Source organism: Verrucomicrobiia bacterium, assembly GCA_036268055.1.
In the GTDB taxonomy this organism is placed as follows: Bacteria; Verrucomicrobiota; Verrucomicrobiia; order Limisphaerales; family Pedosphaeraceae; genus DATAUW01.
This window is the reverse complement of the sequence record DATAUW010000018.1, coordinates 284,143-311,061: the sequence shown is the minus strand read 5'-3', so window position 1 is coordinate 311,061 and position 26,919 is coordinate 284,143. Positions and strand designations below refer to the sequence as shown.

Below are 26,919 nucleotides of genomic sequence, written 5' to 3'. Positions count from 1 at the left end.
GCTTCCAAAGAATCTCATGGAGATCACCAATGAACTTCCTAATCCAAATACTCTGATTTGCCCGGACGACCCTCACCACAAAGAATTCTCCCGTGGCCAGGCACCGTTTTGGAGCGCTACAAATGTCTCGTATGAATTCCTAACCCCGGGCGCGCCTGACGATGAAGACCCCAATCGCGTGATGATGCGCTGCCCTATTCACGGTTGGGAGTTGATGGCTGACGGTTCCGTCCATCGGCCACAAACAAATAAATAACCCGAATTTATCCTATGACAAATGCCTCAGTATTTTCAATGGTCTTGATAACTACGCCAAATTTAAAAGCGGCGAAGCGGGTCGCGAAAGCCGCCCTTCAAGCCCGCCTCATCGCCTGCGCCAATCTCGTTCCCAAAATTGAATCACATTATTGGTGGCAGGGAAAAATTGAGAAGAGCGCAGAAGTTTTGATGATCATGAAAACTTCACGCAAGCATCTGAAAGCTTTGGAGAAATTGGTGCTCGCGGAACATCCGTACGATACGCCGGAGTTTTTGGTGTTGCCGTTGCAGGCGGGAAATGCGCGTTACCTGAAGTGGATCGCGGATTCAACCAGCGCTATTTAACCGCTCCCACGCGTTGCCGCGATGTTCAAAATGAAACCGGTCGGCGTGGATGATTTCCGCCAGTATTTCCAGCGATTCCACCATGCGCGGCCCCGGCCGATTGAAATACTGATTCCCATCCGTGACGAATACCCGATTGTTTTTCACCGCGCGAAGTTTTAGCCAGCCGTCGTGTTTCGCCAGCGACGCCATTTCCTCTCGCGTCCGCGCGAGATCGAATCCGCACGGCATCGCAATAATGATTTCAGGATCGAGCTTTTGTAACGCCTCCCACGTCATCCAATCGGAATGTTTGCCTGCCGTGCCCGCCACATTCGCGCCGCCTGCCAGTTCGACCAATTCCGGCACCCAATTTCCCGCCGCCATCAGCGGCTCAATCCATTCGATGCACGCCACCGAGGGCCGCTGTTTCACCATGCAACTTTTTTCGATGATATTCACCATGCGCATTTTCAAGCCACGCAAAACTTCGCGCCCATGCTCGGCAATATCCAGCGCTTCCGCCACGCGCCCGATGTCCGTCCAAATATCCGCCAACCGATTCGGTGAAAGTGAAAGGATCACGGGCCGCTTGCCCGTCCACGCCGCCACGGCCTCTTCGACTTCCGGCAGACTCACCGCGCAAACTTCGCACTGCGCCTGCGTCAAAATCAAATCCGGTTTCAACTCCTTGAGCCGTTCGGTGTCCACGTCGTAGATCGAAACCGCGTCGCGCAAAAGATTTTTTACCTGCCGGTCAATTTCCGCGCTGGTCGCGTGCGCATCGAGTTTGGCCGAGGTACAGGCCGGCAAGCCGCGAATCTCCGGCGGAAAATCGCATTCGTGCGAGCGGCCCACCAGGCGGCCGGCCTCGCCGAGCGCGCAGACAATTTCCGTGGCGCTGGGCAAAAGTGAAATAACGCGTTGTTTGCGCATGGGTGAAGTTTAATCGTTTCCGCAAAAAAGCGGAGCAGATTTAACTCTGCTCCGCTCGCAAACGGCAGAACGTATTTAAGGGTTACTCGTGCGTCACTTCTTCCGGGATGCGCATCGAGTAGAACGAGCGATACACAAAGATCAGCGCGATCAGGAAAAAGAAACAACCGATGTAGGTGCTGTAGTTGGTCGCGTTTGGATCCAGCTTCAACGCCAGTTGATGTTTCTTGGTCATGGTCACGGCGATTTCAACCGCCAGCAGGCCGAACAAAGTCGTGAACTTAATCACGGGATTCATCGCCACCGATGACGTGTCCTTGAAAGGATCGCCCACGGTGTCGCCGACCACCGTCGCGGCGTGAAGGTCGGTGCCTTTCTGGCGTAAATCCACTTCGACGATTTTCTTAGCGTTATCCCACGCGCCGCCGGCGTTCGCCATGAAGATCGCCTGGAACAAACCGAAGAACGCGATGCCGATCAAATAGCCGATGAAGAAATACGGATTGAAAAACGGCAGCGCCAGCGCGAAGCAAAACACGACGATGAAAATATTCCACATGCCTTTCTGAGCGTACTCAGTGCAGATGCGCACGACTTCCTTGCTGTCCTTGTCGGACGCCGTGCTGGCATCGAGTTTCATGTGTTTCTTGATATAGACCACCGCGCTATACGCGCCCGTCACAACCGCCTGGCACGACGCGCCCGTAAACCAATAAATCACCGCGCCGCCCATGATGAGGCCCAGGATGATTTCCGGCTGCACGATGCTCAACGCCTCCACCACCGGCTTGAATGGCCCCGCAACTCCCAACGCCAACTGCTCCCGATACATGCCCTGCAAGAGCATGATGATGCCGAAAACCATTGTCGTCGCGCCTACCACGGCCGTGCCGATCAGCACCGGCTTCGCGGTTGCCTTGAACGTGTTGCCCGCGCCGTCGCCTTTTTCCAACTGGTATTTTGCGTTTTCAAAATCCGCGTCGAAACCAAAATCGCGTTTGATCTCGCCCTTGATGTCCGGGCGCGCTTCGATCTGGCTCAATTCATAAACCGATTGCGCGTTGTCCGTGACCGGGCCGTAACTATCTACGGCAATCGTCACCGGCCCCATGCCGAGGAATCCAAACGCCACCAGGCCGAACGCAAAAATCGGCGCGGAGAAAACAAATTCCGGTGGCATCAGCGAGAGCAACGCCGCGTGCTGCGAAAAATAATACGACGTGAACATCAGCAGCATGATCACCAATCCCATCCAAAACGCCGAAAAATTTCCCGCGACGAAACCCGACAAAATATTCAACGACGCGCCGCCGTGCCGCGAGCAGTTGGTCACTTCGCGCACATGCCGCGAGTGCGTGCTCACGAACACCTTCGTGAATTCGGGAATCACCGCGCCCGCCACCGTCCCGCAACTGATGATGATGGACAACACCCACCAAAGATCGGGTTGCGCCACGCCATCCGCGCCCTTGAAATCGCCCAGCAATAATTTGCTCGCGACAAAAGTCACGCCGATGGAAACCGCCGAGGTCAGCCACACGAGATACGTCAGCGGCGCTTCAAAATCGAAATCCTTCTTCCCGCCAAACATCGCCTTGCTGATGCCTTCATTCACGAAATACGAAACGAGCGAGGTCACGATCATCAGCGCGCGCATCGCGAAAAGCCAGATGATGAGCGTCGCGCAAATCGTCGGGCTTTTGGCCATTGCCAGCGCCAGAAACGCGATCAATGCCACGCCCGTCACGCCGTAGGTTTCAAAACCGTCCGCCGTCGGCCCGACCGAATCGCCCGCGTTGTCCCCCGTGCAATCCGCGATCACACCGGGGTTCTTGGGATCATCTTCCGGCAATTTGAATACGATCTTCATCAAGTCCGAACCGATGTCCGCGATCTTCGTGAAAATACCGCCGCAAATGCGCAGCACACTCGCGCCCAGCGATTCGCCAATCGCAAATCCGATGAAGCACGGCCCAACCAAATCGCCCGGCAAAAATTTCAGGATGCAGATCATGAAGAACAATTCCACCGACACCAGCAGCAAGCCTACGCTCATGCCCGAGCGCAGCGGAATGCCGAGCGTCGCCAGCGGATTGCCCTTGAGCGCGGAAAATGCCGTGCGCGAATTGGAAACGGTGTTGATGCGGATGCCGAACCACGCCACGCCGTACGAGCCAAGGATGCCCAAAATCGAAGCCAGCAAAATCACCGCTACGTGCCCAACCGTATTTCCCTGAAGCACCATAAAATAATAAACCATCGCGCCCGCGATCAGCACCCAAAGGATCGCGAGAAATTTCCCCTGGGTGAACAGGTAGGTCTTGCACGTCTCCCAAATCGTATTGGAGACGCGGGCCATGCTGTCATGCACGTCGAGCGCCTTCGTCTGCGTGTATTGTACAAGGCCGAACACCGCGCCGATCACGCAAACCAAAATCCCGAAATAGAGCAGCGCCGAACCGCTCACATTGCCGAGGCCGGGAAAACTCACCTGGTCCAGCGCGGGAATGTGGATGTCCGCCTCGCTCGCAAACGCACCGGTCGCGCCGCCGAAAATCATCGGCAAGGCCACCGCCCATAACCTGATCTTGTTTTTTAGCATATTTTTATTTTGTGGCGGTACTATTGCCCGACGAGGCAAATCGCACCAACCAATTTTTGTCCATTCGATTACCTACGTTCGAAATGCTTTTTCCTCAACTGGCAGTTGAGCAAAATATGATCTGCGGGAACTTTCTGGCAATAGGTTTGACTTTAGGAAGGAGGCGTGGCGCGTGGCCACGGCCTGGAAAAAATTGCTCTTGTCGTTAATGACGACCATGCGAATCGGTCAAACCCAAAAACGGTGAATGCGGACACCCTAGAGAAAGCTTCGCGCAAATGCAACCTTTGATTTTTCTCCACTCTATCCGAGTTAGAAATCGGGACTTACTATTTATACGCATACATAGTATGCTGCTCTATCGAACGGCGATGGATTAGTTTCCTTGCGGACCGCGGGTCTATGACCCGCAGCAACTCACGAAGAAGATTGTCGCGTCAGACTGAGCCGAACGCGGCTTGACCGGATGGAACTTGCTGCGGGTCACAGACCCGCGGTCCATTGGGAACGGGCGTTTATCGCGCCAAACTTCTTTTGCCTTGTTCCATACACGGGCATCTCGCATTGTTTTGATTCATGGCTGAGCGCACGATTTCAGATGTTTTGAACAAGCCGGATGCCGCGTTGGAAATGACGCTGCGTCCGTCGTTATTCTCGGATTTCACCGGCCAGCCAAAAGTAAAGGAGCGGCTCGAAATCACCGTGGCCGCCGCCCGCCAGCGCAACGAGGCGATTGATCATATATTATTGAGCGGCCCACCCGGGCTCGGCAAAACCACCCTCGCCAACATCATCGCCAAGGCGATGGGCGCGAATCTCAAAAGCACCAGTGGCCCCACGATCGAAAAAGCCGCCGATCTGGCTGGCCTCTTGACCAATCTCGAAGAAGGCGATGTGCTGTTCATTGACGAAATCCATCGCCTGCAAAAAACCATTGAGGAATATCTTTATCCCGCGATGGAAGATTTCAAACTGGACATCATCATTGACCAGGGGCCGAACGCGCGCAGTGTGCGCCTGAATCTCCCGCGCTTCACCTTGATTGGTGCGACGACCCGCAGCGGTTTGCTCACCGCTCCCCTGCTCACGCGTTTTCCCGTGCGCGAACGGCTCGATTATTATCATTCGGACCAGCTTGAACAAATCGTCCTGCGCGCGGGGCGCCTGTTGAATATCGAGATGGACCCAAATGGCGCGCGGGAGATTGCCCGCCGCAGCCGCGGGACGCCGCGCATCGCGAATAATTTATTGCGGCGCGTCCGTGATTACGCGCAAGTCCGTGGCGATGGCCGCATCACCGCCGACATCGCCGATAAATCTCTTGCGATGCTGGAGATTGACGAAAATGGCCTCGACGAAATGGACAAACGCATTCTCGAAGCGGTGATCGTGAAATTCGGCGGCGGCCCGGTCGGAGTGAGTTCGCTCGCCGTCGCCGTGGGTGAAGAACCGGATACGATCGAGGAAGTTTACGAGCCGTATCTGATCATGGAAGGCTACCTCAAGCGCACTCCGCAAGGCCGCGTGGCAACGGAGTTGGGATACAAAAAGCTGGGCTTGAAAGCGGGCGGCGGAAACCAGTCCAAACTCTTTTAATCCTCGTCAATTCGCCGCTTTTGCAATTAGTTGCTTCACTTCCAGGAGCAGTTGCGTGGGACTGAACGGCTTCGTAAAAAATGCTGACGCACCCGATTCCTCCGCTTGCTTGCGCGTGATCTGCGCGCTCGCGGTCATGAGGATGACCGGAATTTCACGCGTCGCATCGCTTTGCTTGAGTTCTTTCAGCGCGGCCAATCCATCGAGTCCGCCCATCATCACGTCCATGACCACGAGTTGCGGCGCATCGCTCGCGGCGCGCGCCACGGCTTCGCTGCCGCTCGAAACGCTTACCACCTCGTAACCCGCGCGCGACAAATGATGGTGCAAAAGCCGGTGCATGAATGATTCGTCGTCGGCCACAAGGATTCGTTTGTTCATAAAATAATAGTTTTGTTCGCAAAATTTTCATCAGCCCGCCATGATGATAAAAGTCTGGTCGTCGTTCAGTCCGGCGTTGAGTTGATGTTGATCCAGTTCGTGCAACAACGCATTTTTTAATTGTTCCGCCGAGCGAGGTTTGGCGGTCGAGTCGTGCAGCCACTTCATCAAGCGTTCGTGGCTAAAATATTCGCGCTTCACGTCGCAGGCATCGCTCAGGCCGTCGGTGTAAAGCATCACGCGGCAATCCGGCGGCAAATCCACGATTTCATCCTGAAATTCAGTGTCCGCAAAAATGCCCAGCGGCATACCTTCCGGCGAAAAAGTTTTCACGCCATATTTGTCCGCGACCGCCAGCGGACAATGCCCCGCGCTCGCCGTGACGAGCTTGCGTTCTTTGGCGTCCACGAACGCCAGTTGCGCCGTGATGAACATGTCCACGCCGGACAATTCGGGAAACAACAACCGGTTCACGCGCGCGAGCAAGGCGGCGGGCTGCGGCGTCAATTCCGGCGAAGCGCGCAAGAGACTGCGCAGGATCGCCGCGAACATCGCTGCGGGAATGCCTTTGCCCATCACGTCGGCGATCACGAGCAGCGCGGAATGTTCATTGATGCGCAGCACGTCGTAAAAATCTCCGCCGACCTCGCGGGCGCTGCGACAAAACGCGGCGAGCGTGAAGCCGGGCAGTTGCGGCAGCGCGGTCAGCAGCAGCGAGCGTTGGATATTTTTGGCGATTTCCAATTCGTGCGTGACGAGCCGGCGGCTGACCTGCTCTTCCTGAAAACGCGCGTTGGCGATTTGAATCGCCAGAAAATCCGCAAACATATTCACGACGTTGGTTTGCGCGACAGTGAAGACGGATTGGCCGCGCACGATGGAAACGGCGCGTGGCGGAGTCTTCCCCAACGCCAGCGTGCCGATCAACTGTTCGCCCAGAAGAATCGGATACACCACGCCTGCCGTTCCGGGTCGCGCGCGCGCGAGCGGTTCATGGGCGGGAGTTTTTTCCTCGTGATCGAACCAGACGCGTTCGCGGTTCAACGCGGCTTTCATCTCGAGCGACGTCGCCGGATGCCCGGCGGGTGGCAAAAAGATTTGCTTCCATTCCTGCGCGGGTTCCGAAGCGGCGAAGACGACCATTCGCGAACTGTTATGCGGCACGAGCCGCAGCACGAACCATTCGCCGCCGACGATTTGCAGCAGATCAACGAGCAGGCGTTGGGCAAATTCCGTGAGGCTGCCGTTGCGGCCCGCGTCGGTGCTGTAACGAAAGATCGCCGACAAACTTTCGTAGCAGGAACTCAATTCCTCGACCATGTCGGTGATCATGCGCTCCTGCTCGGCGATGCGCCGGATCTGCGACGTGTTGGTGGATGGCGGCGCAGCGGCGATGGGCGACGCACGCCGCTTGCGCATCACGAGAATATTTTCGCTTTGCCCGCGAAGATAACCGGCGTGGTCCATCAGCGAATGGATGAGATAAAGCCCGCGGCCATTCTCACTGTCGGGACGCGGCAGTTCCATTTTCTTTGGCCAATCGAAACCCGGCGTGTGATCGCGCACGCGGAATTCCACTTGCTCGGCGTCGCTGCTGACTTCGATCCCCACCGGTTGCTCGCGTCCTTCATCGCCGACGTATTTGATCGCATTGTTGCAAGCCTCAACCAGCGCGTGATCGAACATTATCAATTCATCGGCGGGCCAGCCTTGCTCGGCGAGGAATTGCCGGGCGCTTTTGATGGCGGTGCTGACCGCGGGAAGTTCGCAGGGAATCGTGAGCCGCAAGGCAGCAGGCCGCGAGCAGTTCCCTTGCATGACCTAGTTTTTGACGATCTCGAAAATGCGGTGCATCCGGGTCAGTTCGAGAATTTGCTGAACGCCGGGCGTGGGATTCATCAGGCGGACGGTTCCGTGACGGCTGCAAATGGTCTTGTGAAGCGAAATGAGCGTGCCGAGACCGCAGCTATCGAGCAGCACGGTTTCGGAAAGATCAATCTCCATGTTCTTCTGCGCGGGCGTGAGCGCGGCGCGGGCCTGGTCGCGAAGTTCCGTCGAGTTGGACGTGCCCAACTCCCGGACGCCGGTGATCCGGATCGTTTCGCCATGAACTTCGATTTTCATAACTGTTCAGAAAATGTACAAACCGGGACACCGTCACAAACGGCCTTTCATGCCGCTTGTCTCAATCGTGAGATGAACGAACCTCCGCAAGGCGAAAGCCTTGAATTTTCGCGGGCCGCAAACACCAAATTTCGCGCCCGTTACCGGACTTCGACCAATCTTACCACCGGTTGCGCCCCATTTTCACTACGGCACAGCCGATGCACTATTGCGTTTCTGAATCAGCAAATGGCGGGCCACTTTCGCGGTTGCCGAAGTGGTTAAAGAAGATTGCGCGGCGTGCCGATGTACTATTTTCCATTGGTCTGCATGATGTTGATGCCGATGGCGCGTTCGAGACGCGCGCGCGCGGTATCATAATCATGCAACGCCTGGATTTGCGTCGAGCGCGACTGGGTGAGCGAAGTCTCGGCGCTCAAAACATCGAGTTGGGTGCCCGTGCCGGCGCCATTGCGCGCGGTGGCGAGCCGCAACGCCTCCTCGGCTTCTTCCAAAACTTTTTTCTGCGACTCAAGGGTTTCGCTGGCTTCGATGAAGTTGGAATAATCGGTGCGCACTTCGAGTTCGATGGAGCGCATTTCGTTGTCCACGTCCACGCGCGCGCCCTGTTGCTGCGCTTTCGCCTGCTGGACTTTTCCCTTGGTGAGAAAACCGTCAAAAATATTCCAGCTCACTTGCGCGCCCGCGCTCGCGCCATGAACGACGAAGCCGGGATCGTCGCTGAGCAATTCGGAATTGCGCGCGCCGTATTGGCCGATGAGTTGCACGGACGGTTTGTAATTCGAATTCGCGCCGATGACCGCTTCATCGCTCAACGCCTGTTTCTTGCGCAGCGACGCCAGCTCGGAACGATTCTCGAAGGCCTTGCCGATGGCGATGGGCAAATCAATCTGATACGGATCGGCGTCAAGTTTGTCGCTGAGTTGCAGCGGGACGTCCTGGGAGATCTGCGGCGGCAAACGAACGCCGAGCAAATCCACGAGCGTGTTCTTGGAGATGCGATAATTATTGCGCGCGGAAATGAGATGAGGACGTTCGTTGGCTTCGGCGACTTCGGCTTGCAGAACATTGAAACGCGGAACAGAACCGGCATCGTAACGGCGCTGCTGGTCTTCGAGTTGTTTATGCAGGAGCTTGACGGAAGCGTCTTCAACCGTGATTTGTTCGGCGGCTTGCAGGACATCGTAATAGGCAATGCGGACTTGCAGTAGATTATCCGCGATAACGGTTTGATAATCGAGGATGGCCTGCGCCTGGGTGAGTTTGGCCGAGCGAAGGGACGACGTGATTTGGCCGCCCTGATAAATGCTTTGCGTGAGCTGAAGCGTCGCGCCCCAGGTATTATTGATGGCCCCGGGCGCGCCGGGATAAGGCGCGGTTTCGACTTCGGTGGTGTAAAGATAATTGCCGGTGGCCGAGAGTCTCGGAATGGCGATGGCGCGGGTTTGCACGACGACCCCATATTGCGCCTGGAGATCGCTTTTACCGCGGAGGATCGCGCCGTTTTGTTGCAAGGCGAGGTTGATTGTCTCAGCGAGCGAGAGCGGATGATCAATCCACGACGGAACCTGGTTCGTGTCGGGCGCATCGGCGAAGGCCGTGAAAATGCTGAAGGCAGCGCCAAACAAAATCGTGGCGCGGATAAGATTATTTTTCATGGGTGATGACGAATGGGTTTTCATCGTGGCGTAGTGTTCACCGGAGCTTGTGCGACGGCATTGGCATCGCCGGGACGCTGAATGAAAACATCCATTTGCTGACCGACATACACTGGCGAGGCGGGACGTTCAAATTGAAAAATGATTTGCAGCACGCGCGTGTCCACGCGTTCGGTGCTGTCGCCGGTAAGGGATTTTTTTGGAACGACGTACGGTTCGATGCGGATGAAACGCAACGGAATGGGATTTTTGGTGTCGCCTTTCAGATACGCGATGGCGGGCTGATTGGCGACGACAAGCGGCGCGTCCTGTTCGTCAATGTCCGTGCGGATTTGCAGGTGATCGGTTTCGCCGAGAATCATCAGCGGGTCGGTGGGCGTCGTGCCGGCGTATTCACCTTCGCGGACGTTTAATTGCAGGATGGCGCCATCGCGCGGCGCGCGCACGGTGAGAATTTCAAGATTGGTTTGCACAAGTTCGACCTGCGCCTGCGCGGATTTAAGGTCGGCCTCGGTTTTGGCGGCGCGAGCTTCCATGCTTTGCAAGGCGAATTGCTTGCGCGTGCGTTCGTCCACCGAGGCGACGTTTTCGCTTGCGAGCGTATCAGTGCGCTTGAATTGGTCCGCGGCATCGGCCAGCGAAACTTTGTCGCTTTCCCAAGCGGCTTTCATGGCTTCAACTTGCGCCTGCATGGTGGCAAGTTGGGCGCGCATTTCACGGTCATCAAGCAACAGCAAGGGGTCGCCCTTCTTAACCGCGCTGCCGACTTGCACGTAAATGGTTTTGATGATGCCGCCTTCCGGTGCGCCGATTTTTACATTTTCGCGCGCGGCTTCGATGATGCCGGTTCCGGCGACGAAATGAGTATAAGGCGAGCGCGCGGGCTCAAACGGCGGCGGCGGCGCGGGCGGCGTTTTGCGGAGTTCAACCACCAGCCAAACCGTGCCCATGATGCCCAGTACCGCGAGATAAAAACTGATTTTTTTAAAAAGCATATTTCATTTTCCTTAGTGTTCCCCGGCTCCCGAATAATTCTGATAATTCTCATGCACGCGCTCGACGCGGCCGTCTTCCATCTCGGTCATGCGGTCGGCGTATTTAAAAACGCGATTGTCATGCGTGACGACGATGACGCAGCGATCGGGATGCCGCCCGACTTCGCGCAACAGCTCCATGATTTTCGCGCCGGTGTCCTTGTCGAGCGCGGAAGTAGGTTCGTCGCAAATCACCAGGCGCGGTTCATGCACGAGCGCGCGGGCGATGGCGACGCGTTGTTGCTGGCCGCCGGAAAGATTCGTCGGGCGCTCATCGCCACGGCCTTGCAAACCGAGTTGATCGAGCAACGCGCGGGATTTTTTTTCAGCCGCGCTGCGTTTTACACCGTTGATGAGTAGCGGCACGCTGACGTTTTCGACGAGGCTGAGCGTCGGGATCAAATTGAATTGCTGAAAAATAAACCCGACGTTGCGTTTGCGAAATTCCGTGATGTCGCGCTGGTTGAGGCCGTGCAATTCGGTGTTGAAAACATTGATCTCGCCGGTATCGCATTCAAGCGTGCCGGCGATGACGCTGAGCAAGGTCGTCTTGCCGCAGCCGGACGGACCGACGATGAGGAGCATCTCGCCAAGGCGCGCGTCGAAGTCCACGCCCTTGAGCGCCTTCGTGCCGGCTTCGCCCGTGCCGAAAGTTTTCGTCACGCCCCGGACGTGGATAGCGAGCTTGTTTTTGCCGTTTGCTTCAGCCACGGAACACCACCGCTGGTTCGAGTTTATAGATTTTGCGGATGCCCAGCATCGCCGCGAAGATGCAGATGAGCACGATCACGACAAAGGTGAACAAGGGCAGTTGATACGGGAGCAAAAATGGCGGCTGGCCGGTCTTCAACACCGCGAGGCCGAAGAGCGTGGTCAAGCCCACGCCGAGGCCGTAGCCGATCATGCCGACGGTCAGCGCCTGGAGCATGAGCATGCGCGAGAGGAGGCCATTGCTCGCGCCCATCGCCTTGAGCGCGGCGAGGTGGCGGAGGTTTTCCAGCACGAAGGAATAAAAAGTTTGCCCGGCGATGGCGATGCCAACGATGAAGCCAAGGATGATCGTCGTGCCGAAGGAAGCGGGAATGCCGGTATTCGCGAAAAACCATTTCACCGTGGCGGCGTTGAATTCGGATTCGGTGTAGGCTTTCAAAAGGGTTTCGCGTTCGATGGCGCGCGCAGCCTGGGCGGCGGTGAAACCCGGACTCGGTTCGGCGAGGACAATGCTCAACATCTTGCGCGTCTTGGGCGCGAATTGCAGCGCTTCATCGTAGGTGGTGAAAACGTACGGGTAACCGAAAAAGTGGCGGTCGGTTTTGCAGATGCCGATGATGCGGGCTTCGCGGTCGTTGATCTCAAAGGTATCGCCGATGCCGAGTTTGTGCGCGTGGCCGGCGCTGAGGCGTTGCACGGCGAGTTCATCAATCATCACGGTATTCGGCAGGCGCAAATCTTCGAGCCGCCCGGAAAGGATGACGGGCGGGCGTCCGATCAAAGTTTCCGAATCAATGCCGATCATCTCGACAGGCTTGAACGAGCCGTCGTTGATGCGCGCCTGGATGACGCCCGTGTAAAGCGGCACGGCGTAGGCGACGCCGGTGACGCTGCGGACGCGATTGACGTCGGTATCGCGCATGGGCTTGATTTCATTGATCTGTTCGACCTTGGGATCAACGACCCAGATGGAGGCGCGCATGTTGCGCATGTGGCTGGTGGTCCACGAAAGCAGGCCGAAAAAAACGCCGCATTGCTGCGTCATCAGGAGCGCGGCGAAGGTGAGGCCGCCAACGAGCATGACGTACTTCGACTTGTCGCCGAGGAGCATTTTGAGCGCGATGTGATACATGCAGAATGGAGTTTGGCGCGGCTATTTGGTTTTGGGTGATTTGGCGATTTGTTTCAGCGCGGCCAAAGAAAATGAAGTGATGTGGTCGGCGAGCGCGACGGTGTTGGCTTCGTCGAACTTGATGCCAGGAAAAAGCCGCAGGACCACCGGGCGGCAGTGATGATAAAAAAGCACCTGGCTGACAACGCTCATGGCGCAGAGGCGTTTGGTCTTGTCACTGGCCTTTTTGCCGATCAAATCGCCGATGATGGACATGAGCAGGACGGATGAGGGGCGGATGTTGTCCTTGACGATGCTGTCGAGCGCGCCGGTAGGCTCAATCATTTCGCGGGCCATGAGCTTGCCGTGGCGCGCGGACGGGCCTTCGGAAAAAATGCGCAGGAGAAACGAATAGACGAATGCGCGAAGCCGCTGCTCGGGCGTGGCGCGCGGCGGCAGGCCAAAATCGGGCGGATATTTCGCAAGCGCGGCACGGGAGGATTCCTTGAGCACGGCACGGTAAAGCTCGGTCTTGTCGCCGAAATGATAATTGACGGCGGCGATGTTCGCGCCGGCGCGCTGGCAGATCTGGCGCACAGTCGCGGCGCGAAAACCGACTTCGGCGAAAACTTCGCCAGCGGCTTCGAGCAAATGCTCGCGCGTCGCCGCGTGGGTGGCGTGATCGGGTATGGCAGGGCGAATTCCCATATTCAAACTGATATTTAAAACATGCGTTTGAATTGTCAAGTGGGAAATGGAAGGTATTATTTTTAACCGCGGAGACGCGGAGAGTGGAAAAGAAGGATTCGATTTTATAGGGTGATGCCGGGGAGTATGGTTTTCCTCAAGATTGTGCCGCTCCTACGGAGCTTGATGACTGGAAGAAGAACGAGTTATAAACATGGCGCTCCTAACGGAGCTTAGGTCACCTGCGTCATATATATCATAGTGGACTACGAAAATATTAAGATTCGACGAAGCCAAGCAAAAAAGGACTTGGGAGGGTTGCCGTTCGTTTATTTGAACGTGGCGATGACGGGAGATGGGAAGCTGGCGCCAGTGAATCGTCATTTCGTGCCGTTCAGCAGCGCGCGGGACCAGGAGCATTTGCTGGAATTGCGCACGGAGGCGGACGCGGTGATGTCGGGCGCGCGGACGGTGGACCTGGGGCCGGTGAAACTGGGCACGGGCGGCGCGAAGTATCGGCGGATGCGGCTCAAGCGCGGGCTCGCGGAATATAATATCCGCGTGGTGGTGAGCGGTGCGGGCACGCTGGACCCGGATGCGGAGATTTTTAAGCATCGGTTTTCGCCGATCATTGTGCTGACGACGGAGCGGGCATCGCCGGGCAAATTACGTGAGTTATCGAAGCTGGCGGACGTGGTGAAGGTTTGCGGGAAGCGCGAATTGGATTTTGCAATGGCGTTGCGGTGGCTGCGCGCGGAGTGGAAAGTAAAACGGTTGTTGTGCGAAGGCGGCGGGGAGATCAATGCGGGATTGTTTGAAGCGGGGCTGGTGAATGAAGTGCATGTGACATTGTGTCCATTGGTGCTGGGCGGGCGCACGGCACCGACGATGTCGGACGGAAATGGATTCACGACGCTGGCAGCGGCGGCGAAATTGGAGTTGCGTTCGCAGAAGCGCGTGGGGGATGAGATGTTTTTGGTTTATCGAGTGGTGAAGGAAGCGGGAAAAAGAAACCGTTAAAAAGGGCTGGAACGCGGGGTTGGTGAGAAGGGCTCAAAAATTTTCTGATAATGGATATTTTTTTCAAAAAAAATCGCTGATGAGTCATTTCATGATTTAAAGGCATCGCCGGCGAGAACGCACGCGCTCCCCTGGGAATTAAATATCGCCCATGTTTGCAGGGGTAAGGCTGGCTTTTTTAAGATGCCGCCACAAGACGTTCAAACGGCTGTTTGAAAAAAAGAGGGGTCGTTCTGGATTGGGTTTGTCAAACCTATGGAGAGTTACACGGTTTTTGGAATTCGTGAGATTCTTCTCACATGAATACTAATCTAAATATAAATGTACTAAGAAAAACACGGTCAGATGCAAGTTGGAATCTGTTGACGGATGCACAGCGCGAGACGCTGGAGCAATGGTTGTTTGAGGATGGTTTGGGGTATGAGGAGGCGCTGAAGCGGGCGCAGGAAGAAATGGGTTATGAGGGTTCGGTTTGGGGGTTGAAGCGGTTTTATAAGCGGTGCGCGCAGGAACGGCTGCTGGAGGAGATGGTGGAATCAGCGAAGGAAGCAAAGGAGATTTGTGGGGCGGCGGTGGACACGAGTTTGCTGGCGGAGGCGAGCCGGAGGGTTTTAGGGCAGCGGTTTTTTGCGACGTTGCGGGAGGCCGGAGTTGAGGATGCGCCGAAGCTGGGGAAATTGTGGGTTCAGGCGGAGGCGAATGAAGTGCGGCGTCAACGGTTGGAAATCCAGAAGGCGGCACAGGAGGTGAGGCGGCAGCGGTTGGAATTTGAGCAGCAGCGCTGGCAGTATGATGTGACGGAGGAGGCGGAGAATATTTTGGAAGGGATCATGGAGTTTGAGAAGGAGCGGGAGGCGGATCGGAAGGCGATGGAAGATCCTTACCGGGGCAATAAACTTACGAATAAAATCCAGCGGAGTTTGTTTCCGCTGGTGCCGGCGGGAAAGCCGCTGCCGGAAAGCGCCGAAGAGGAGGAGGCGATGAACGCGAAGAAGCGCGTAAGTGCGCATAAGTGCGCGTAATTTTTATGGGGGGGGATTCGCCGGTAAATTATTTCATAATTGAATGAAGGTCGCGCCGTCCATTTCTCGCCGATTCGGTGGTGATATTTTGCTGGCCCATTGCGGCCGGATTTATTATTATACAGGCACAGCTACAGTCCCTTAACCTCAACCTACACACTTTATGGATGTTTTATTCAACTGTCCGAAGTGCAATCAGGAGTTGGAAGTGGATTCTTCCGGCGTCGGTGAAGAAATAACCTGCCCCTCCTGCAACAATAAAATCCGCATCCCGGCCAACGCCAAACCTGCGCCGCCGCCCGCCGAAACCGACGCCGAGGCCACGACTCCGCGCTGGGGCACGCCGATGGCCAATGCGATCGCCGCGTCGGCCGCCGCAAAAGTCGAGAAGCATCTGAAGGTCCCGGTGCATTCCAAGCCGCAGGAAGCGTTGATCACGAAACCGCCCGTGCCGCTCGAAGTCGCGGCGAAGGAAAGCGACCGGATGTTGCGCGTGAAGTCCATCCGCCGGGTGGATTGCGTGGAGGTGGGCCATGACAAGTTCGACGAGATCGTGGGAAAATTTCTCGCGAAACTCGGCATGGATAATCTTATCAGCGTGACGCCGTTGAACTACAGCTATCTGGACATTGCGAGTCAGAAGATGCTGACAGATTACGGCGTGTTGATCATTTATCGCGGTTGACGGCGCGGCCCTTGACTTGGAAATGGCGCGTCGTTACGGTTTAAGCATGAAACGATGGTCTTTACGCATCGGGCTGGCGGTCTTATTCGTGCTGGCATGTCCTTTCCGCTCGCCGGCGCCGTTGACTTATACGCCCGGCGAAGGCTGGGTGTACGAAGCTGCCGGTGGCGAAGGCGCGTGGCGTAAGCTGCGCGCGAAAGATCAACTGGACGTCGCGCAAACAGCTTTTGATAAAAAGGACATTCGCCTGGCGAAGAAGGCCGCGCAACGCGTGGTGAAAACGTGGCCGTTGTCAGACTACGCTCCCAGGGGCGCTTACCTGCTGGCGCGCTGCTACGAGGCCAGCCATCAGGACGAACTGGCGTTCAAGGAATATCAGAGGCTGCTCGAAAAATATCCCAAGGCGGCAAATTATGAGGAGATTTTGCACCGGCAATTCGCCATCTGCAATCGCTTCCTGGGAGGCGAGCGTTTCAAATTGTGGGGTTATATCCCGACGCTTCCATCCATGGACAAAACCGTGGACATGTATGACAAGCTGGTGAAGAACGGGCCTTACAGCGATGTGGCGGCGCAGGCGCAAATGAACATTGGCGCGGCGCGCGAAAAGCAAACGCGTTTTCTAAATGACAAAGAGCCGTTCATCCTCGCGGCGAAGGCTTACGAACAGGCGGCGGATCGTTATCATGATCGGCCCAAGATCGCTTCTGACGCGTTGTTCAAAGCGGGGCTCGCTTACCAGAAGCAGGCAGAGACGGCGGAATATGACCAGAGCACGGCGGGCCAGGCGATTGCAACTTTCGAGCAATTCATGACGCTGTATCCCGATGATCCGCGCGTAAACAAAGGCGAGCAAATCATCGGCTCGCTCAAGACCGAACAGGCGCGGGGAAATTTTGAGACGGCGAAATTTTATGAGCACAAGCATCAGTACAAAGGCGCATTGATTTATTATAATGAAGTTTTGATCCAGGACCCCAAGTCCACCTACGCACAGACGGCGCTGCAACGCATTACCGCGCTCAAAAAGCTTACGGAGAATTCCCCGGCCAAATGATGCGCACGCGAGTTTTTGCGGGGTTGCTGCTGCTGGCGTGGCTGGCGGTTGGTTGCGGCGGTTACAAACTCGGCCCGGCGGGCGGGGAAATTTCCGGCGAGCGCTCGATCCAAATTCAGCCTTTCGTCAACAAAACCCTGGAGCCGCGTCTTTCCGATTACGTGATGATTTCGCTGCGGAAAAATTTGATGCAGGATGGAACGTATCGCGTCAATACGCATGATGACGGCGACGTGATCCTCACCGGTGTGATTACCGATTATCAACGCACTGAAATCAGCGTGCAACGCACCGACGTGTTGACTGTGCAGGATTACGAAATCACGATGACCGCGAAAATCGTCGCGCGCGATCGCTCGGGCAAAGTTCTTTTCGAGCATCCCGTCACTGGCCACACGGACGTCCGCGCCGGGGCCGACTTGACGAGCGCCGAGCGGGCGGCGATTCCCCTGTTGACGGATGACCTCGCGAAACGGACGACGTCGTTGTTGGTGGATGGGACGTGGTAATCCCGGCGTAAAATTTTTTCGATGATTGAAAAAATTCCAGTCCCGCTTTACAGTTTGCGCGTGAGGCTCACGCGAAAGGTGTGGATTTTACCCCAATAGCATTGCCAAAAAGGGCTTGCGGAGGCCTTTAAATTGGGCAATATCTCAACGGAGACGCATTAAATAAATATTAACGATTGCAAAAACTATGATTAGAACTCTTGGGAAGTTAACACTGGCTACTATTTTGGCGGCGACCGTTGTCGGAATGCCTTTGGGCGCGATGGCCCAAACCCCGACCCCGCCGACTCCCGCCGCGCCCGCTGCTCCGGCGGCCAAACCCCATCCGACCATGTTTCGCGGAAAGCTCGAAGCAGTGGACAAATCGGCCATGACCATCACCGTCGGCAGCCAGGTCAAACGCGTCGTCACGATTGATCCCGTCAAAACCAAACTCACCAAGAACGGCAAGACCGCGACCTTGGATGACGGTGTCGTCGGTGAAGACGTGACGGTTTCTTACATCAAGACCGGTGACGGCGCGAGTGCCACATATACCGCCCGTTATGTCAGTTTCGGCAGCACCAAAAAAACCACCCCGGCTGCTCCGCCCGCGCCCGCTGCTCCTGCTCCGGCGAAATAATAATTGCTTTTGCTTTTTTCAAGGCAGACCAGAAATGGTCTGCCTTTTTTTGTGAAGATACGCGAAACAAGTCAGGAAAGAAACAAAGAGAAGAAACGCCTAGCGTTTCCACCAGCCTTTAGCCTTGCCGGGAGCGGCTACCGGTGTGGGAATTCCCTGGCTTTGCTGCCGGAGCAGCATCGTGCGCGCATACTCGAACGCCATGATGAACTCGCCGTAGCTTTGAAACCGGTCGGCGGGATTCTTGGCCATCGCACGGACGATCGCTTCGCTGCACAACTGGCTCACTTCGGGAATCACCTGGTCCGGCGGCGTCAAGGGCACGCTCACATGCGCACGCACCAATTCCTCAACCGTCGGCGCTTCAAACGGAACATGCCCGGTGAGCGCGTGGTAGAGAGTTCCGCCCAGGCTGTACATATCTGACAAAAATGTTTCCGGCTCGCGATTGATCTTTTCCGGCGCCACATAATACGGCGTCCCCCAAGTGCCTTCGTCGGGATTCACCTCGGCTTCGGCTTTGCGGGCAAGCCCGAAATCCACGAGCTTCGGTTCGTTGTCAGCATTGAACAGGATGTTGCCCGGCTTGATATCGCGATGCAGAAAACCATGTTTCAACGCCGCTTCGAGCGCCGAACCCATCTTGGTTCCGATGTCCAGAACTTCCAATTCTGAGATACGCGTTTGCGTTTCGATGCGCCCATCGAGGCTGCCTTGATCGGCCAGTTCCATCACGAGATATTTCTGTCGTTCGTTTTCGTCGAAAGTATAAATGTGAATGATGTTGGAATGATTCAGGCAGGCGCACGCACGAGCTTCGCGGGAGAAGGCTTCAATCGCCAGCACATCGCCAGCGAGTTCGGGCTTCATTACTTTGACAGCGACTTCGCGTTCCAGCGCGGTATCGAAAGCGCGATAGACCGTTCCCATGCCGCCGGATGCGATAAATGCGCGCAATTCGAATTGGCGCAACCGCATCGGCATCATGATCTGGTTGCCGCATTTCGGGCAGGCCGTGGTCGCAAGCGGTTGGAGATCGCCCGGAATGAATACTTGAGCGCCACATGCATTGCATTTAATCATGCGCAATGGTTTGCGTTCGTCAGCGAGTCCAGTAGTCACAAGTAAAATATAGCATTTCGCGTTCCTATCACAAGTTTAGATGTCGCTTTTTGCGGAGACAGACGGCTTGAGTTTTCGATTGCGACGATAAAAAGTCTCGCAAGAAATGAAATTCAAATGGAACCAGCATAGAAACTTGTGTTTGTGAAGGTTCGACTTCGCTCCATCGCGCTTAATCAATTTGACAATTCAACCGATATAGTGTTCTATAGTGGCAGACGGAAACGTAGAAAAATGAACACCACGTTTAAATATAACCTGTGCGTCACGAGTGGCGGCCGCCAAATGTCTATTTGGCATCGCGTCTCTTGTCTCACCGGCATCGTGGGAGGAACTTTCTAACCAATAGCGATAGAATTTCAAGAAACCCGCGATTGCCAGTCAATCGCGGGTTTTTTGTTTATGCAACCGACAACGCCCCTCGCGGGGCACAACCAAAGAAAAACAAATGAATAAGACAAAACAAACCCTTCGGGCGCGGTTCGCGCGCGAGGTGCGGTTCAACGTGGAGCCGCTGCCGTTCCGCGCCGCGGAAACCACAGAATTGGAAAAGCTCAAGGACCGCTTGCTCCGGCAATTACTCGAAGACACCACGGATGCCGATCAAAACACCGCCTTGCGCCGCGCCGCCAATGACGCCGCTGCGCTGGCCTGGGCCACGCGATATCCGTTGCTCGTGTTTCCCACCTTGCTTGCCGAAAAGGCGCGGGCCGCCCTGGCCCAATGCCTCCGGCAGGCAGGCGTCCGTGAACGCAGCTTGAACCTCCTGCTCCAGGCCGCATGAATATGAAAACGACACCCACAATCGCAGGGATGTTTGGCGGTGGGGAATCGTTGGCGCCGGCGAACTTTCGCCTGTGCCAACGGCTCCTCACCGTCATTTCATTTTGCGGAGCACAAGACATTTCGCCCGGGGCCTGAGGACGACAAATGCCCGTGGTGGTGGTCGCGCGCAAGCGTGCCTGCACCCACACGTTGTCCTCGATCAGGCTTTGCGGCGACGAAACCGGTGAGGCGCCGTCACGCGGTATGGACGACTGGAAAACGGCCGAACAGCCGCCCACCCTGCCGCGCGAACCCCAAATTTTCAAGAATGGCTTGGAACATCCCCGCTAAAATGTTATCTAATTTTTACGGGAACGAATTATTGGTTTGAGTAATGCCGCCAATTCGTCACTCATAAATCAGAAACGAACGATGCTCGCTATTTTGAAAGCTCGGGGTAAGGCCTAATGCGCAAGTGGTATAACTTTTTTTTCAATATCTCCTTCTTTTTGGCGGCCCCATTTTATTTTTTTAAAATGTGGCGCCGGGGAAATTGGCGGCAAGACTTCAACCAGCGCCTCGGCCTTTACAATAATAAGGTCAAGCAATCCGTCACGAATCGCCACGTGATTTGGCTGCACGCCGTAAGCGTCGGCGAAATGAATGTCTGCCTGCAGGTGATCCGCGCCTTGCAACCGCGCATGCCGAATCTCAAGATCGTCGTCTCCACCACCACGACCACCGGCATGGCGGAATTGCAAAAACGCCTGCCGCCCACGATCGGCAAAATCTATTATCCAATTGACCGTCAGCGATACGTCGGGCGCGCGCTCGGCTCGATTCATCCCAATGCCATCGGCCTGATCGAATCGGAGATCTGGCCCAACTTTATGTGGCGCGCGCGTTCACTCGGCAAAGCCGTCTTCCTCATCAACGCACGGCTCTCGGACCGTTCGTATCCGCGATATAAAAGATTCGGTTTTATTTTCCGCCCGCTGTTCGCGTCGTTCACCGCCGTCGGCGCACAAAACGAAAGTGACGCCGCAAAACTGCGCGAACTCGGATGCCAGCCCGACGCTGTCCACGTGGTCGGCAATTTGAAATTTGATGCCGCCGGAATTCCCGACAACAAAACGCTCGATGTCCCTGCCCTGCTCCAGCAGATCGGGATCTCCACCGACGCGCCCATCCTCGTGGCGGGCAGCACCCATGCGGGCGAAGAGCGTATTCTTGCGCAACAATTTCTCCGCCTGCGTAAGCGTTTTCCCAATCTCGTGCTCATCCTTGTGCCGCGGCATTTCGAGCGTGCGCGCGAAGTGGCGCAGGAGCTTTCCAACCAGCGCGTCAAATTTATGTATCGCAGCGAAATCACTGCGGCCACCCATCTCGCGCCCGGTTCGGTGCAATGTCTTCTGGTAAATACGACCGGCGAATTGCGCTATTTTTATGAATACGCCACCATTGCGTTCATCGGCAAAAGTTTGACGGCGAAGGGCGGCCAAAATCCCATCGAACCCGCGGCGCTGGCCAAGCCGGTCGTCTTCGGCCCGAACATGCAAAACTTCAGCGATGTCACCAAAATTTTTCTCGCGCAGGACGGCGCGGTGCAAGTGCGTGACGCGGCGGAACTGGAAAATGTTTTTGCGGATTTGCTTGCGCGTCCCGAACGGCGGGAACAACTTGGCCGCAATGCGCAAAAAATCGTGCGCGAAAATCAAGGTGCGGTGAATCGCACTGTGGATTTGATTGTGGAACATCTCAAGGGTTTGAACTCTTATGTGGTCCCACCCAAGCCGCGAGCAGACGGCCAACAGACACCAGGCTCGGCATAGGGAGGAATCTTTCCCCAGGAAAATTCGCGACGCCTTAACCCAAAATACGCCGGCCTTCGTCGAGGAAGATGCCTTTGAAATTCATTTCCAGGGCTTGCGCGTTGGACGCCTTGGCAAGCGCTTCCTTCTCGGAAACTTTTTGGTCCTTCACCAGTTGGAACAGCGCCTGGTTGAAATTTTGCATGCCGTCATCCATGCCGGTTTCGATGGCCGCCCCCAATTTTTCCAGCCGATTTTCTTCGATCAATTTCTTGACCGTGCCGGTGTTGATCAGGATTTCGACGGCCGGAGTCACGCCACCCGCGACCGTTCCCACCATGCGCTGGCAGATCACCGCTTGCAGCGTGCCGGCTAACTGACGCCGCACTTGTTCGCGTTCTTCCGCTTTGAAAAAGTCAAGAATACGTCCCACGGATTGCGCCGCGTTGGTCGTGTGCAAGGTCGAAAGCACCAGATGGCCGGTGTCCGCCGCGCTCATCGCCGCGGTGAAACTGGTGGCATCGCGCATTTCGCCGATCATGATGATGTCCGGGTCCTGGCGCAAAACGTGTTTGAGCGCGTGCTCGAAGGAAAGCGTGTCGAGGCCAACTTCGCGCTGCTCGATGACGGATTGATTGTCCTCGAAGACAAATTCAATCGGGTCTTCCATCGTCACAATGTGCTTTTTGGAATTGGCGTTGATGTGTTCGATCATCGCCGCGAGTGACGTTGATTTCCCCGAACCCGTGGAACCCGCGACGAGCACAATTCCACGCGGCGATTCCGCGATCTTCCGAAGTATGCCCGGCAAACCGAGATCTTCAAAACTCGGCACGGTGGTTTTCACAAAGCGCATCGCAAGACAAAATTGTCCGCGCTGCTGGAAAAGGTTCGTGCGAAAACGGCCCACGGATGGCTCGTAATAGGAGAAATCCACTTCGCGCTCTTCTTCGAGGCGCTTGTGAAGATGTACGGGCGTGATTTTTTTCACGACCATATTCATCCAATCCTCGGTCGGAAGCGGCGCCTCAATCGCGATGAGTTGCCGGCTAATGCGAAAAATAACGGGTGTGCCAACTTTGACATGAATGTCGGAAGCTCCGCCGTCAACCGCGAGCTTCAAGATACGATGAAACAATTCCATGCCGAAGATTTACCAGAACCAACCGTCGGGACGCTAGTCAAGAATCAAGAATAGGCAAGAAGATCGAGACGCGCTTGCGCCTGCTTCGACAAACTGGTGAAAACCATCGAGACAGTGTAGCCATTGTGGCGATTGCCATTGCAGGCCACGACGACTCCGGTGCAATGAACCCGCCCGGCATCCTTGGTGGATTGCAGCGTGACGGTCATCTCCGTCCACGCGCTGATCGGTGAGTCAGAACGAAACTCAACTCCATTGCGGCGCACGCGTACCTGATCCGGCGACAGCGAGAGGCAGGTCTGGCGGGTTTGAACGGTAACGGCTGATGAAAAAGCATTGGCAGTATCGAGTTTTCTAGCGCTCATAGTAGTAAATTACCTTATCACAAAGCCCCGTTTCGTCAAATTTTTACCATTCGATGACTGCCGCGCCCCACGTAAGCCCCGCGCCGAAAACCACCAGTAAAATCAAGTCGCCACGCTGGACCCGGCCCGTCTCCACCGCCTCGTCGAGCGCGATCGCCACGGACGCCGCGGAAGTATTACCGTATTTTTCCAGGTTCATGAAAATTTGTTCGGGCGCGGCATTGATACGCTTGCCGACGGCGTCAATGATGCGCTGGTTCGCCTGATGCGGAATGATGCATTTGATTTGTGTGATATCAATTTCGCAACGGCGCAGGCACTCGCGCGCGGCGGTGTCCATCGCCTGCACGGCATTCTTAAAAGCTTCCTTGCCGTCCATGCGTAAATAATGCAGTCCAGCCGCGACCGATTGCGCGCTCGCGGGACAACGGCTGCCGCCCGCGGGCATCGAAAGCAGATCGGCTTTTTGTCCATCCGCGCCCATGCACGCGGTGAGCAAGCCGTGGGAGTTGGGACGATTCTGCAAAATCGCCGCGCCCGCGCCGTCGCCGAACAGCACACAGGTATTGCGATCGCTCCAGTTGATGATGGACGAAAGTTTTTCCGCGCCGATCACCAGCACCGTGTCGTACGTGCGCGACATGATGAACTGCTGGCCGATCTCCAGGCCATAAATAAATCCCGAGCACGCCGCCTCAATATCAAACGCCGCCGCGCGATACGCGCCGATCTTTTGCTGCACGAGACATGCGGTCGAAGGAAACGGCATGTCGGGCGTGATGGTCGCGACGATGATCAAATCAATTTGCTCGGGCTTCACGCCGGCTTTTTTCATCGCGCGTTCCGCGGCGTGCGCGGCCAGGTCGGAGGTAAATTCATCCGTGGCGGCGACGCGCCGTTCCTTGATGCCCGTGCGGGAGAAAATCCATTCGTCGGAAGTGTCCACGAGTTTTTCCAGGTCGGCATTGGTCACGACGCGTGACGGGACATAGGAGCCGACGCCGGTGATGGAACAAGTGCGCCCTTTGAAATCATGGTTGGCGCGGGGGTTTTTGAACTTTTTGGATTGGGTCATTGGGAAGAGTTTATTGCCGCGATCAAGGTGTCTCGGACGCGGCGGCGAGCTTCTGGTTGGCTCGCGCGATTTCTAAAATAAGTTTTTGATTGATGTCGTGGCGGATTTGTTCCGCCGCCACGCGAATGGCATTCATCACCGCGCGGGCGCGGGAGGAGCCATGGGTCTTGATAACGATGCCGTTGAGACCGAGCAACACGGCGCCGCCGTAAACTTCAGGATCGAGACGCTGTTTTAATTCATAAAACGCGCCGCGCGAAAGCATCGCGCCGAATTTGCGCACGGGAGTTTTGGTCAACGCGCCACGAAGCAGATGCATCATCGCGTAGCCCAGACTCTCGGCGGTTTTTAAAACGACATTGCCGGTGAAGCCGTCCGTCACGACGACATCCACCGCGTCTTCAAACAAATGAAATCCCTCGACGTAACCGATGAAATTCAAATCGAGTTGCGAGCACAACCGCGCCGCGCCGCGAGTGAGTTCGTTGCCCTTGGATTCTTCCGAGCCGTTGCTGAGCACGCCGACGCGCGGATTTTTCTGGCCGAGAATTTCGCGGGCGTAGGCGCTGCCCATCACGGCGAATTGCGCGAGATGGGAGGGTTCGCAAAGTGGATTCGCGCCGGCATCAATGAGCACAAAGTCGCGCGTGCGCGAGGGCATGCGCGCGGCGATGGCCGGGCGTTCCACGCCTTCGAGGCGGCGCAATTTCATGGAACCGGCGACGAGCGCGCCGGTGTTGCCGGGAGAGATGACGGCATCCGCCTTGTCTTCGCGCACGAGTTCGATGGCGCGAACCATCGAGGAATCTTTTTTGCGGCGGATGCCTTCGAGGGGCTTGTCCGCCATCGTGAGGACTTCGCTGGCATGGACGATCTCCACGCGGTTGTCGCTCAGGCCAGCGGTTTGGCTGGCCGCGCGAATTTCCGTTTCGTTGCCGACGAGGAAAAGGCGGGTAATGCTCGCATCCGCTTCAAGCGCGTGTTTGACGCCTTCGATGACAACCCCGCAACCGTGGTCGCCACCCATGACATCCACTACGATTCGCATAAATGGAGAGAGCGCGGAAGTTTACCGCTAGCTTCCGCCATCTCGCAAAAAGATCAGGCTCCGGCAGTGATGGTGAGAATCTGACGTCCCTTGTAGAAACCGCAGGCCGGACAGACCCGGTGAGGGATGTACGGCGCGGCGCATTGCGGGCAAGTGCTCAGTTGCGGCAGGGTCATGACACTGTTATAAGCCCGGCGCTGGCGCATGCGGCTTCTCGATGGTTTGCGTTTAGGGACACCCATAGTTCTTTAAAATTTTAGTTTATTAAGCTCATTCCAGGCTGAGGGAATCTCCTCCTGCCCGGCGTCGCCAGTCTTTTTCTTTTTGCCAATTACTTTTTTAGCTAATCCGCCACAGTCCGGTTTGCACAACGGGTGCTGCGGAAACCCAAGGAGAATATCTTCGCGTATGGCAGGCGTCAAGTCTATGCAATCGTTTGTGATGGGCACTTGATCATCGCCTTCCAGCGACAAAAGGCACGCCCAATCTTCCAGTTCCAGTTGATAATCAAAGGGTTTCAAGCAGCGCACGCATTCGCAACGCAGCGTCAGGGATAAATCTCCCTGCGCAAGCACGCTTTTTTCCAGCTTTTGGACTTCCAAATCATAGTGGAGCGGCTTCTCCGCCTTGATCAACTCGTCTATCCCATCCAACTCCAGTTCGCTGGCGGGCAATTTGCCTTTCAGCTCCAAGCCATCGTCTTCGACATGACGCAAATTAATTAATAACGGCATAACGACCTCACGGTTATTTTTCCGAGCCGGACAGACGCGCCGTCAGCGCCGCCTTGACCAGCGGCGGCACGAACGTCCCCACATCCCCGCCGAGGCGCGCGATTTCTTTGACGAGCCGCGAACTGAGGAAGGTGTAGGTGTCTTTCGGCATCATGAAAATGGTTTCAACCCTTTCGTTCAACTTACGATTCATCAAGGCGAGCTGAAATTCAAATTCAAAATCCGAAACGGCGCGCAAACCGCGGATAATCGCCTCTGCCGAATGCTTATCGGCGAAATTTACGAGCAACCCCTCGAAGGTATCCGCTTCGACGTTCGGCAAGTGTTTCACGCAACTCGCCACGAGGTCGCGCCGCTCGGCCATCGTGAACAGCGGATGTTTGCTGTCGTTTTTCGCCACGGCCACGATGACGCGATCAAATAATTTCGCTGCGCGCTGGATCACGTCAAGATGGCCATTGGTGAGTGGATCGAAGCTGCCGGGATAAATGACCGTGCGCATGGCGAAACCCTAGCAA

At 56.1% G+C, this 26,919-nt stretch carries 29 protein-coding genes; 11 read left to right on the top strand and 18 right to left on the bottom strand.

The window, feature by feature from the left end:
- Both VH413_13865 and cutA read left to right on the top strand, forming a co-directional pair.
- On the top strand, window positions 1-256 hold a 256-nt coding region (locus VH413_13865), incomplete at its 5' end, for a hypothetical protein (protein ID HEX3799778.1).
- A gap of 14 nt (window positions 257-270) precedes the next feature.
- The gene (gene cutA, locus VH413_13860) at window positions 271-603 is read left to right on the top strand and encodes a divalent-cation tolerance protein CutA (GenBank protein HEX3799777.1); all 333 of its coding nucleotides are present in this window, start codon (window positions 271-273) and stop codon (window positions 601-603) included.
- On the opposite strand, the gene VH413_13855 is transcribed toward cutA, so the two are convergent.
- Entirely contained in the window at window positions 586-1,518 is a 933-nt protein-coding gene (locus tag VH413_13855) for a cobalamin-binding protein (protein ID HEX3799776.1), read from the bottom strand. The two genes, cutA and VH413_13855, sit on opposite strands and share 18 nt — an antisense overlap.
- Window positions 1,519-1,600: 82 nt before the next feature.
- The gene (locus VH413_13850) at window positions 1,601-4,120 is read right to left on the bottom strand and encodes a sodium-translocating pyrophosphatase (protein ID HEX3799775.1); all 2,520 of its coding nucleotides are present in this window, start codon (window positions 4,118-4,120) and stop codon (window positions 1,601-1,603) included.
- A gap of 576 nt (window positions 4,121-4,696) precedes the next feature.
- Here VH413_13850 and ruvB point away from each other — a divergent pair.
- Complete coding sequence (gene ruvB, locus VH413_13845) at window positions 4,697-5,716, top strand: Holliday junction branch migration DNA helicase RuvB (GenBank protein HEX3799774.1); 1,020 nt, start codon at window positions 4,697-4,699, stop codon at window positions 5,714-5,716.
- 6 nt (window positions 5,717-5,722) lie between these two features.
- Here ruvB and VH413_13840 read toward each other — a convergent pair whose 3' ends face one another.
- The 8 genes from VH413_13840 to VH413_13805 all read right to left on the bottom strand — a co-directional run bounded on the left by VH413_13840 (window position 5,723) and on the right by VH413_13805 (window position 13,443).
- Window positions 5,723-6,097, bottom strand: coding sequence for a response regulator (locus tag VH413_13840; GenBank protein ID HEX3799773.1), 375 nt, complete (start codon window positions 6,095-6,097; stop codon window positions 5,723-5,725).
- Window positions 6,098-6,127: 30 nt separating this feature from the next.
- On the bottom strand, window positions 6,128-7,915 hold the full coding sequence (locus tag VH413_13835; protein HEX3799772.1) for a SpoIIE family protein phosphatase: 1,788 nt from the start codon (window positions 7,913-7,915) through the stop codon (window positions 6,128-6,130).
- 3 nt (window positions 7,916-7,918) lie between these two features.
- Window positions 7,919-8,221 (bottom strand): STAS domain-containing protein, encoded by a 303-nt coding sequence (locus tag VH413_13830; GenBank protein HEX3799771.1) that lies wholly within the window; start codon window positions 8,219-8,221, stop codon window positions 7,919-7,921.
- Between the two features lie 290 nt (window positions 8,222-8,511).
- The gene (locus VH413_13825; protein ID HEX3799770.1) at window positions 8,512-9,879 is read right to left on the bottom strand and encodes a TolC family protein; all 1,368 of its coding nucleotides are present in this window, start codon (window positions 9,877-9,879) and stop codon (window positions 8,512-8,514) included.
- Between the two features lie 20 nt (window positions 9,880-9,899).
- Window positions 9,900-10,874 (bottom strand): efflux RND transporter periplasmic adaptor subunit, encoded by a 975-nt coding sequence (locus tag VH413_13820; protein ID HEX3799769.1) that lies wholly within the window; start codon window positions 10,872-10,874, stop codon window positions 9,900-9,902.
- Window positions 10,875-10,886: 12 nt separating this feature from the next.
- Window positions 10,887-11,624: an ABC transporter ATP-binding protein gene (locus VH413_13815; protein ID HEX3799768.1), complete on the bottom strand. Its 738-nt coding sequence runs from the start codon at window positions 11,622-11,624 to the stop codon at window positions 10,887-10,889.
- Window positions 11,617-12,756, bottom strand: a complete 1,140-nt coding sequence (locus VH413_13810) for an ABC transporter permease (GenBank protein ID HEX3799767.1) — start codon at window positions 12,754-12,756, stop codon at window positions 11,617-11,619. Before VH413_13810 ends, VH413_13815 begins: the two co-directional genes overlap by 8 nt.
- Before the next feature lie 21 nt (window positions 12,757-12,777).
- Window positions 12,778-13,443: a CerR family C-terminal domain-containing protein gene (locus VH413_13805; protein HEX3799766.1), complete on the bottom strand. Its 666-nt coding sequence runs from the start codon at window positions 13,441-13,443 to the stop codon at window positions 12,778-12,780.
- A 240-nt stretch (window positions 13,444-13,683) separates the two neighbouring features.
- Between VH413_13805 and VH413_13800 the strand changes: the two genes are divergently transcribed.
- The 6 genes from VH413_13800 (at window position 13,684) to VH413_13775 (ending at window position 18,337) form a co-directional block, all read left to right on the top strand.
- Entirely contained in the window at window positions 13,684-14,442 is a 759-nt protein-coding gene (locus tag VH413_13800; protein ID HEX3799765.1) for a dihydrofolate reductase family protein, read from the top strand.
- A gap of 362 nt (window positions 14,443-14,804) precedes the next feature.
- Window positions 14,805-15,464, top strand: coding sequence for a hypothetical protein (locus VH413_13795; protein HEX3799764.1), 660 nt, complete (start codon window positions 14,805-14,807; stop codon window positions 15,462-15,464).
- A gap of 163 nt (window positions 15,465-15,627) precedes the next feature.
- Window positions 15,628-16,149 carry a hypothetical protein gene (locus VH413_13790; GenBank protein HEX3799763.1) on the top strand — a complete coding sequence of 174 codons (522 nt, stop codon included), beginning with the start codon at window positions 15,628-15,630 and terminating at the stop codon, window positions 16,147-16,149.
- Window positions 16,150-16,195: 46 nt separating this feature from the next.
- Window positions 16,196-17,206 (top strand): outer membrane protein assembly factor BamD, encoded by a 1,011-nt coding sequence (gene bamD, locus VH413_13785; protein HEX3799762.1) that lies wholly within the window; start codon window positions 16,196-16,198, stop codon window positions 17,204-17,206.
- Window positions 17,203-17,715, top strand: a complete 513-nt coding sequence (gene lptE / locus VH413_13780; protein ID HEX3799761.1) for an LPS assembly lipoprotein LptE — start codon at window positions 17,203-17,205, stop codon at window positions 17,713-17,715. Before bamD ends, lptE begins: the two co-directional genes overlap by 4 nt.
- Before the next feature lie 187 nt (window positions 17,716-17,902).
- Window positions 17,903-18,337, top strand: a complete 435-nt coding sequence (locus VH413_13775) for a hypothetical protein (GenBank protein HEX3799760.1) — start codon at window positions 17,903-17,905, stop codon at window positions 18,335-18,337.
- A gap of 99 nt (window positions 18,338-18,436) precedes the next feature.
- On the opposite strand, the gene VH413_13770 is transcribed toward VH413_13775, so the two are convergent.
- Window positions 18,437-19,459, bottom strand: a complete 1,023-nt coding sequence (locus tag VH413_13770; GenBank protein ID HEX3799759.1) for a serine/threonine-protein kinase — start codon at window positions 19,457-19,459, stop codon at window positions 18,437-18,439.
- Between the two features lie 448 nt (window positions 19,460-19,907).
- On the opposite strand from VH413_13770, the gene VH413_13765 reads away from it, so the two are divergent.
- Together VH413_13765 and VH413_13760 are read left to right on the top strand one after the other, a co-directional pair.
- The gene (locus tag VH413_13765; protein ID HEX3799758.1) at window positions 19,908-20,243 is read left to right on the top strand and encodes a hypothetical protein; all 336 of its coding nucleotides are present in this window, start codon (window positions 19,908-19,910) and stop codon (window positions 20,241-20,243) included.
- A gap of 517 nt (window positions 20,244-20,760) precedes the next feature.
- Complete coding sequence (locus tag VH413_13760; protein ID HEX3799757.1) at window positions 20,761-22,056, top strand: 3-deoxy-D-manno-octulosonic acid transferase; 1,296 nt, start codon at window positions 20,761-20,763, stop codon at window positions 22,054-22,056.
- Between the two features lie 34 nt (window positions 22,057-22,090).
- Here the strand turns inward: VH413_13760 and VH413_13755 are convergent, their stop codons facing one another.
- Genes VH413_13755 through coaD form a run of 7 tightly spaced genes read right to left on the bottom strand, consistent with a single transcriptional unit; the run spans window position 22,091 to window position 26,903 of the window.
- The gene (locus tag VH413_13755) at window positions 22,091-23,179 is read right to left on the bottom strand and encodes a PilT/PilU family type 4a pilus ATPase (GenBank protein ID HEX3799756.1); all 1,089 of its coding nucleotides are present in this window, start codon (window positions 23,177-23,179) and stop codon (window positions 22,091-22,093) included.
- A 44-nt stretch (window positions 23,180-23,223) separates the two neighbouring features.
- Window positions 23,224-23,544, bottom strand: coding sequence for a hypothetical protein (locus tag VH413_13750; protein HEX3799755.1), 321 nt, complete (start codon window positions 23,542-23,544; stop codon window positions 23,224-23,226).
- A gap of 43 nt (window positions 23,545-23,587) precedes the next feature.
- The gene (locus VH413_13745) at window positions 23,588-24,619 is read right to left on the bottom strand and encodes a beta-ketoacyl-ACP synthase III (GenBank protein HEX3799754.1); all 1,032 of its coding nucleotides are present in this window, start codon (window positions 24,617-24,619) and stop codon (window positions 23,588-23,590) included.
- A 22-nt stretch (window positions 24,620-24,641) separates the two neighbouring features.
- The gene (plsX, locus tag VH413_13740; protein HEX3799753.1) at window positions 24,642-25,667 is read right to left on the bottom strand and encodes a phosphate acyltransferase PlsX; all 1,026 of its coding nucleotides are present in this window, start codon (window positions 25,665-25,667) and stop codon (window positions 24,642-24,644) included.
- 53 nt (window positions 25,668-25,720) lie between these two features.
- Window positions 25,721-25,909 carry a 50S ribosomal protein L32 gene (gene rpmF / locus VH413_13735; protein ID HEX3799752.1) on the bottom strand — a complete coding sequence of 63 codons (189 nt, stop codon included), beginning with the start codon at window positions 25,907-25,909 and terminating at the stop codon, window positions 25,721-25,723.
- A gap of 6 nt (window positions 25,910-25,915) precedes the next feature.
- On the bottom strand, window positions 25,916-26,401 hold the full coding sequence (locus tag VH413_13730) for a YceD family protein (protein HEX3799751.1): 486 nt from the start codon (window positions 26,399-26,401) through the stop codon (window positions 25,916-25,918).
- 13 nt (window positions 26,402-26,414) lie between these two features.
- On the bottom strand, window positions 26,415-26,903 hold the full coding sequence (gene coaD / locus VH413_13725) for a pantetheine-phosphate adenylyltransferase (protein HEX3799750.1): 489 nt from the start codon (window positions 26,901-26,903) through the stop codon (window positions 26,415-26,417).
- Between the last annotated feature and the right edge of the window lie 16 nt (window positions 26,904-26,919).

Excerpts from the sequence above, each read along its gene's own strand:
- rpmF (HEX3799752.1), bottom strand. The coding sequence starts at position 25,909 with ATGGGTGTCCCTAAACGCAAACCATCGAGAAGCCGCATGCGCCAGCGC.
- VH413_13805 (HEX3799766.1), bottom strand. The coding sequence starts at position 13,443 with ATGGGAATTCGCCCTGCCATACCCGATCACGCCACCCACGCGGCGACG.
- VH413_13810 (HEX3799767.1), bottom strand. The coding sequence starts at position 12,756 with ATGTATCACATCGCGCTCAAAATGCTCCTCGGCGACAAGTCGAAGTAC.
- bamD (HEX3799762.1), top strand. The coding sequence starts at position 16,196 with ATGAAACGATGGTCTTTACGCATCGGGCTGGCGGTCTTATTCGTGCTG.
- VH413_13825 (HEX3799770.1), bottom strand. The coding sequence starts at position 9,879 with ATGAAAAATAATCTTATCCGCGCCACGATTTTGTTTGGCGCTGCCTTC.
- VH413_13790 (HEX3799763.1), top strand. The coding sequence starts at position 15,628 with ATGGATGTTTTATTCAACTGTCCGAAGTGCAATCAGGAGTTGGAAGTG.
- VH413_13840 (HEX3799773.1), bottom strand. The coding sequence starts at position 6,097 with ATGAACAAACGAATCCTTGTGGCCGACGACGAATCATTCATGCACCGG.
- VH413_13835 (HEX3799772.1), bottom strand. The coding sequence starts at position 7,915 with ATGCAAGGGAACTGCTCGCGGCCTGCTGCCTTGCGGCTCACGATTCCC.
- coaD (HEX3799750.1), bottom strand. The coding sequence starts at position 26,903 with ATGCGCACGGTCATTTATCCCGGCAGCTTCGATCCACTCACCAATGGC.
- lptE (HEX3799761.1), top strand. The coding sequence starts at position 17,203 with ATGATGCGCACGCGAGTTTTTGCGGGGTTGCTGCTGCTGGCGTGGCTG.
- cutA (HEX3799777.1), top strand. The coding sequence starts at position 271 with ATGACAAATGCCTCAGTATTTTCAATGGTCTTGATAACTACGCCAAAT.
- VH413_13850 (HEX3799775.1), bottom strand. The coding sequence starts at position 4,120 with ATGCTAAAAAACAAGATCAGGTTATGGGCGGTGGCCTTGCCGATGATT.
- VH413_13760 (HEX3799757.1), top strand. The coding sequence starts at position 20,761 with ATGTGGCGCCGGGGAAATTGGCGGCAAGACTTCAACCAGCGCCTCGGC.
- VH413_13750 (HEX3799755.1), bottom strand. The coding sequence starts at position 23,544 with ATGAGCGCTAGAAAACTCGATACTGCCAATGCTTTTTCATCAGCCGTT.
- VH413_13730 (HEX3799751.1), bottom strand. The coding sequence starts at position 26,401 with ATGCCGTTATTAATTAATTTGCGTCATGTCGAAGACGATGGCTTGGAG.
- VH413_13765 (HEX3799758.1), top strand. The coding sequence starts at position 19,908 with ATGAATAAGACAAAACAAACCCTTCGGGCGCGGTTCGCGCGCGAGGTG.
- VH413_13830 (HEX3799771.1), bottom strand. The coding sequence starts at position 8,221 with ATGAAAATCGAAGTTCATGGCGAAACGATCCGGATCACCGGCGTCCGG.
- VH413_13820 (HEX3799769.1), bottom strand. The coding sequence starts at position 10,874 with ATGCTTTTTAAAAAAATCAGTTTTTATCTCGCGGTACTGGGCATCATG.
- ruvB (HEX3799774.1), top strand. The coding sequence starts at position 4,697 with ATGGCTGAGCGCACGATTTCAGATGTTTTGAACAAGCCGGATGCCGCG.
- VH413_13745 (HEX3799754.1), bottom strand. The coding sequence starts at position 24,619 with ATGACCCAATCCAAAAAGTTCAAAAACCCCCGCGCCAACCATGATTTC.
- VH413_13775 (HEX3799760.1), top strand. The coding sequence starts at position 17,903 with ATGATTAGAACTCTTGGGAAGTTAACACTGGCTACTATTTTGGCGGCG.
- VH413_13855 (HEX3799776.1), bottom strand. The coding sequence starts at position 1,518 with ATGCGCAAACAACGCGTTATTTCACTTTTGCCCAGCGCCACGGAAATT.
- VH413_13755 (HEX3799756.1), bottom strand. The coding sequence starts at position 23,179 with ATGGAATTGTTTCATCGTATCTTGAAGCTCGCGGTTGACGGCGGAGCT.
- plsX (HEX3799753.1), bottom strand. The coding sequence starts at position 25,667 with ATGCGAATCGTAGTGGATGTCATGGGTGGCGACCACGGTTGCGGGGTT.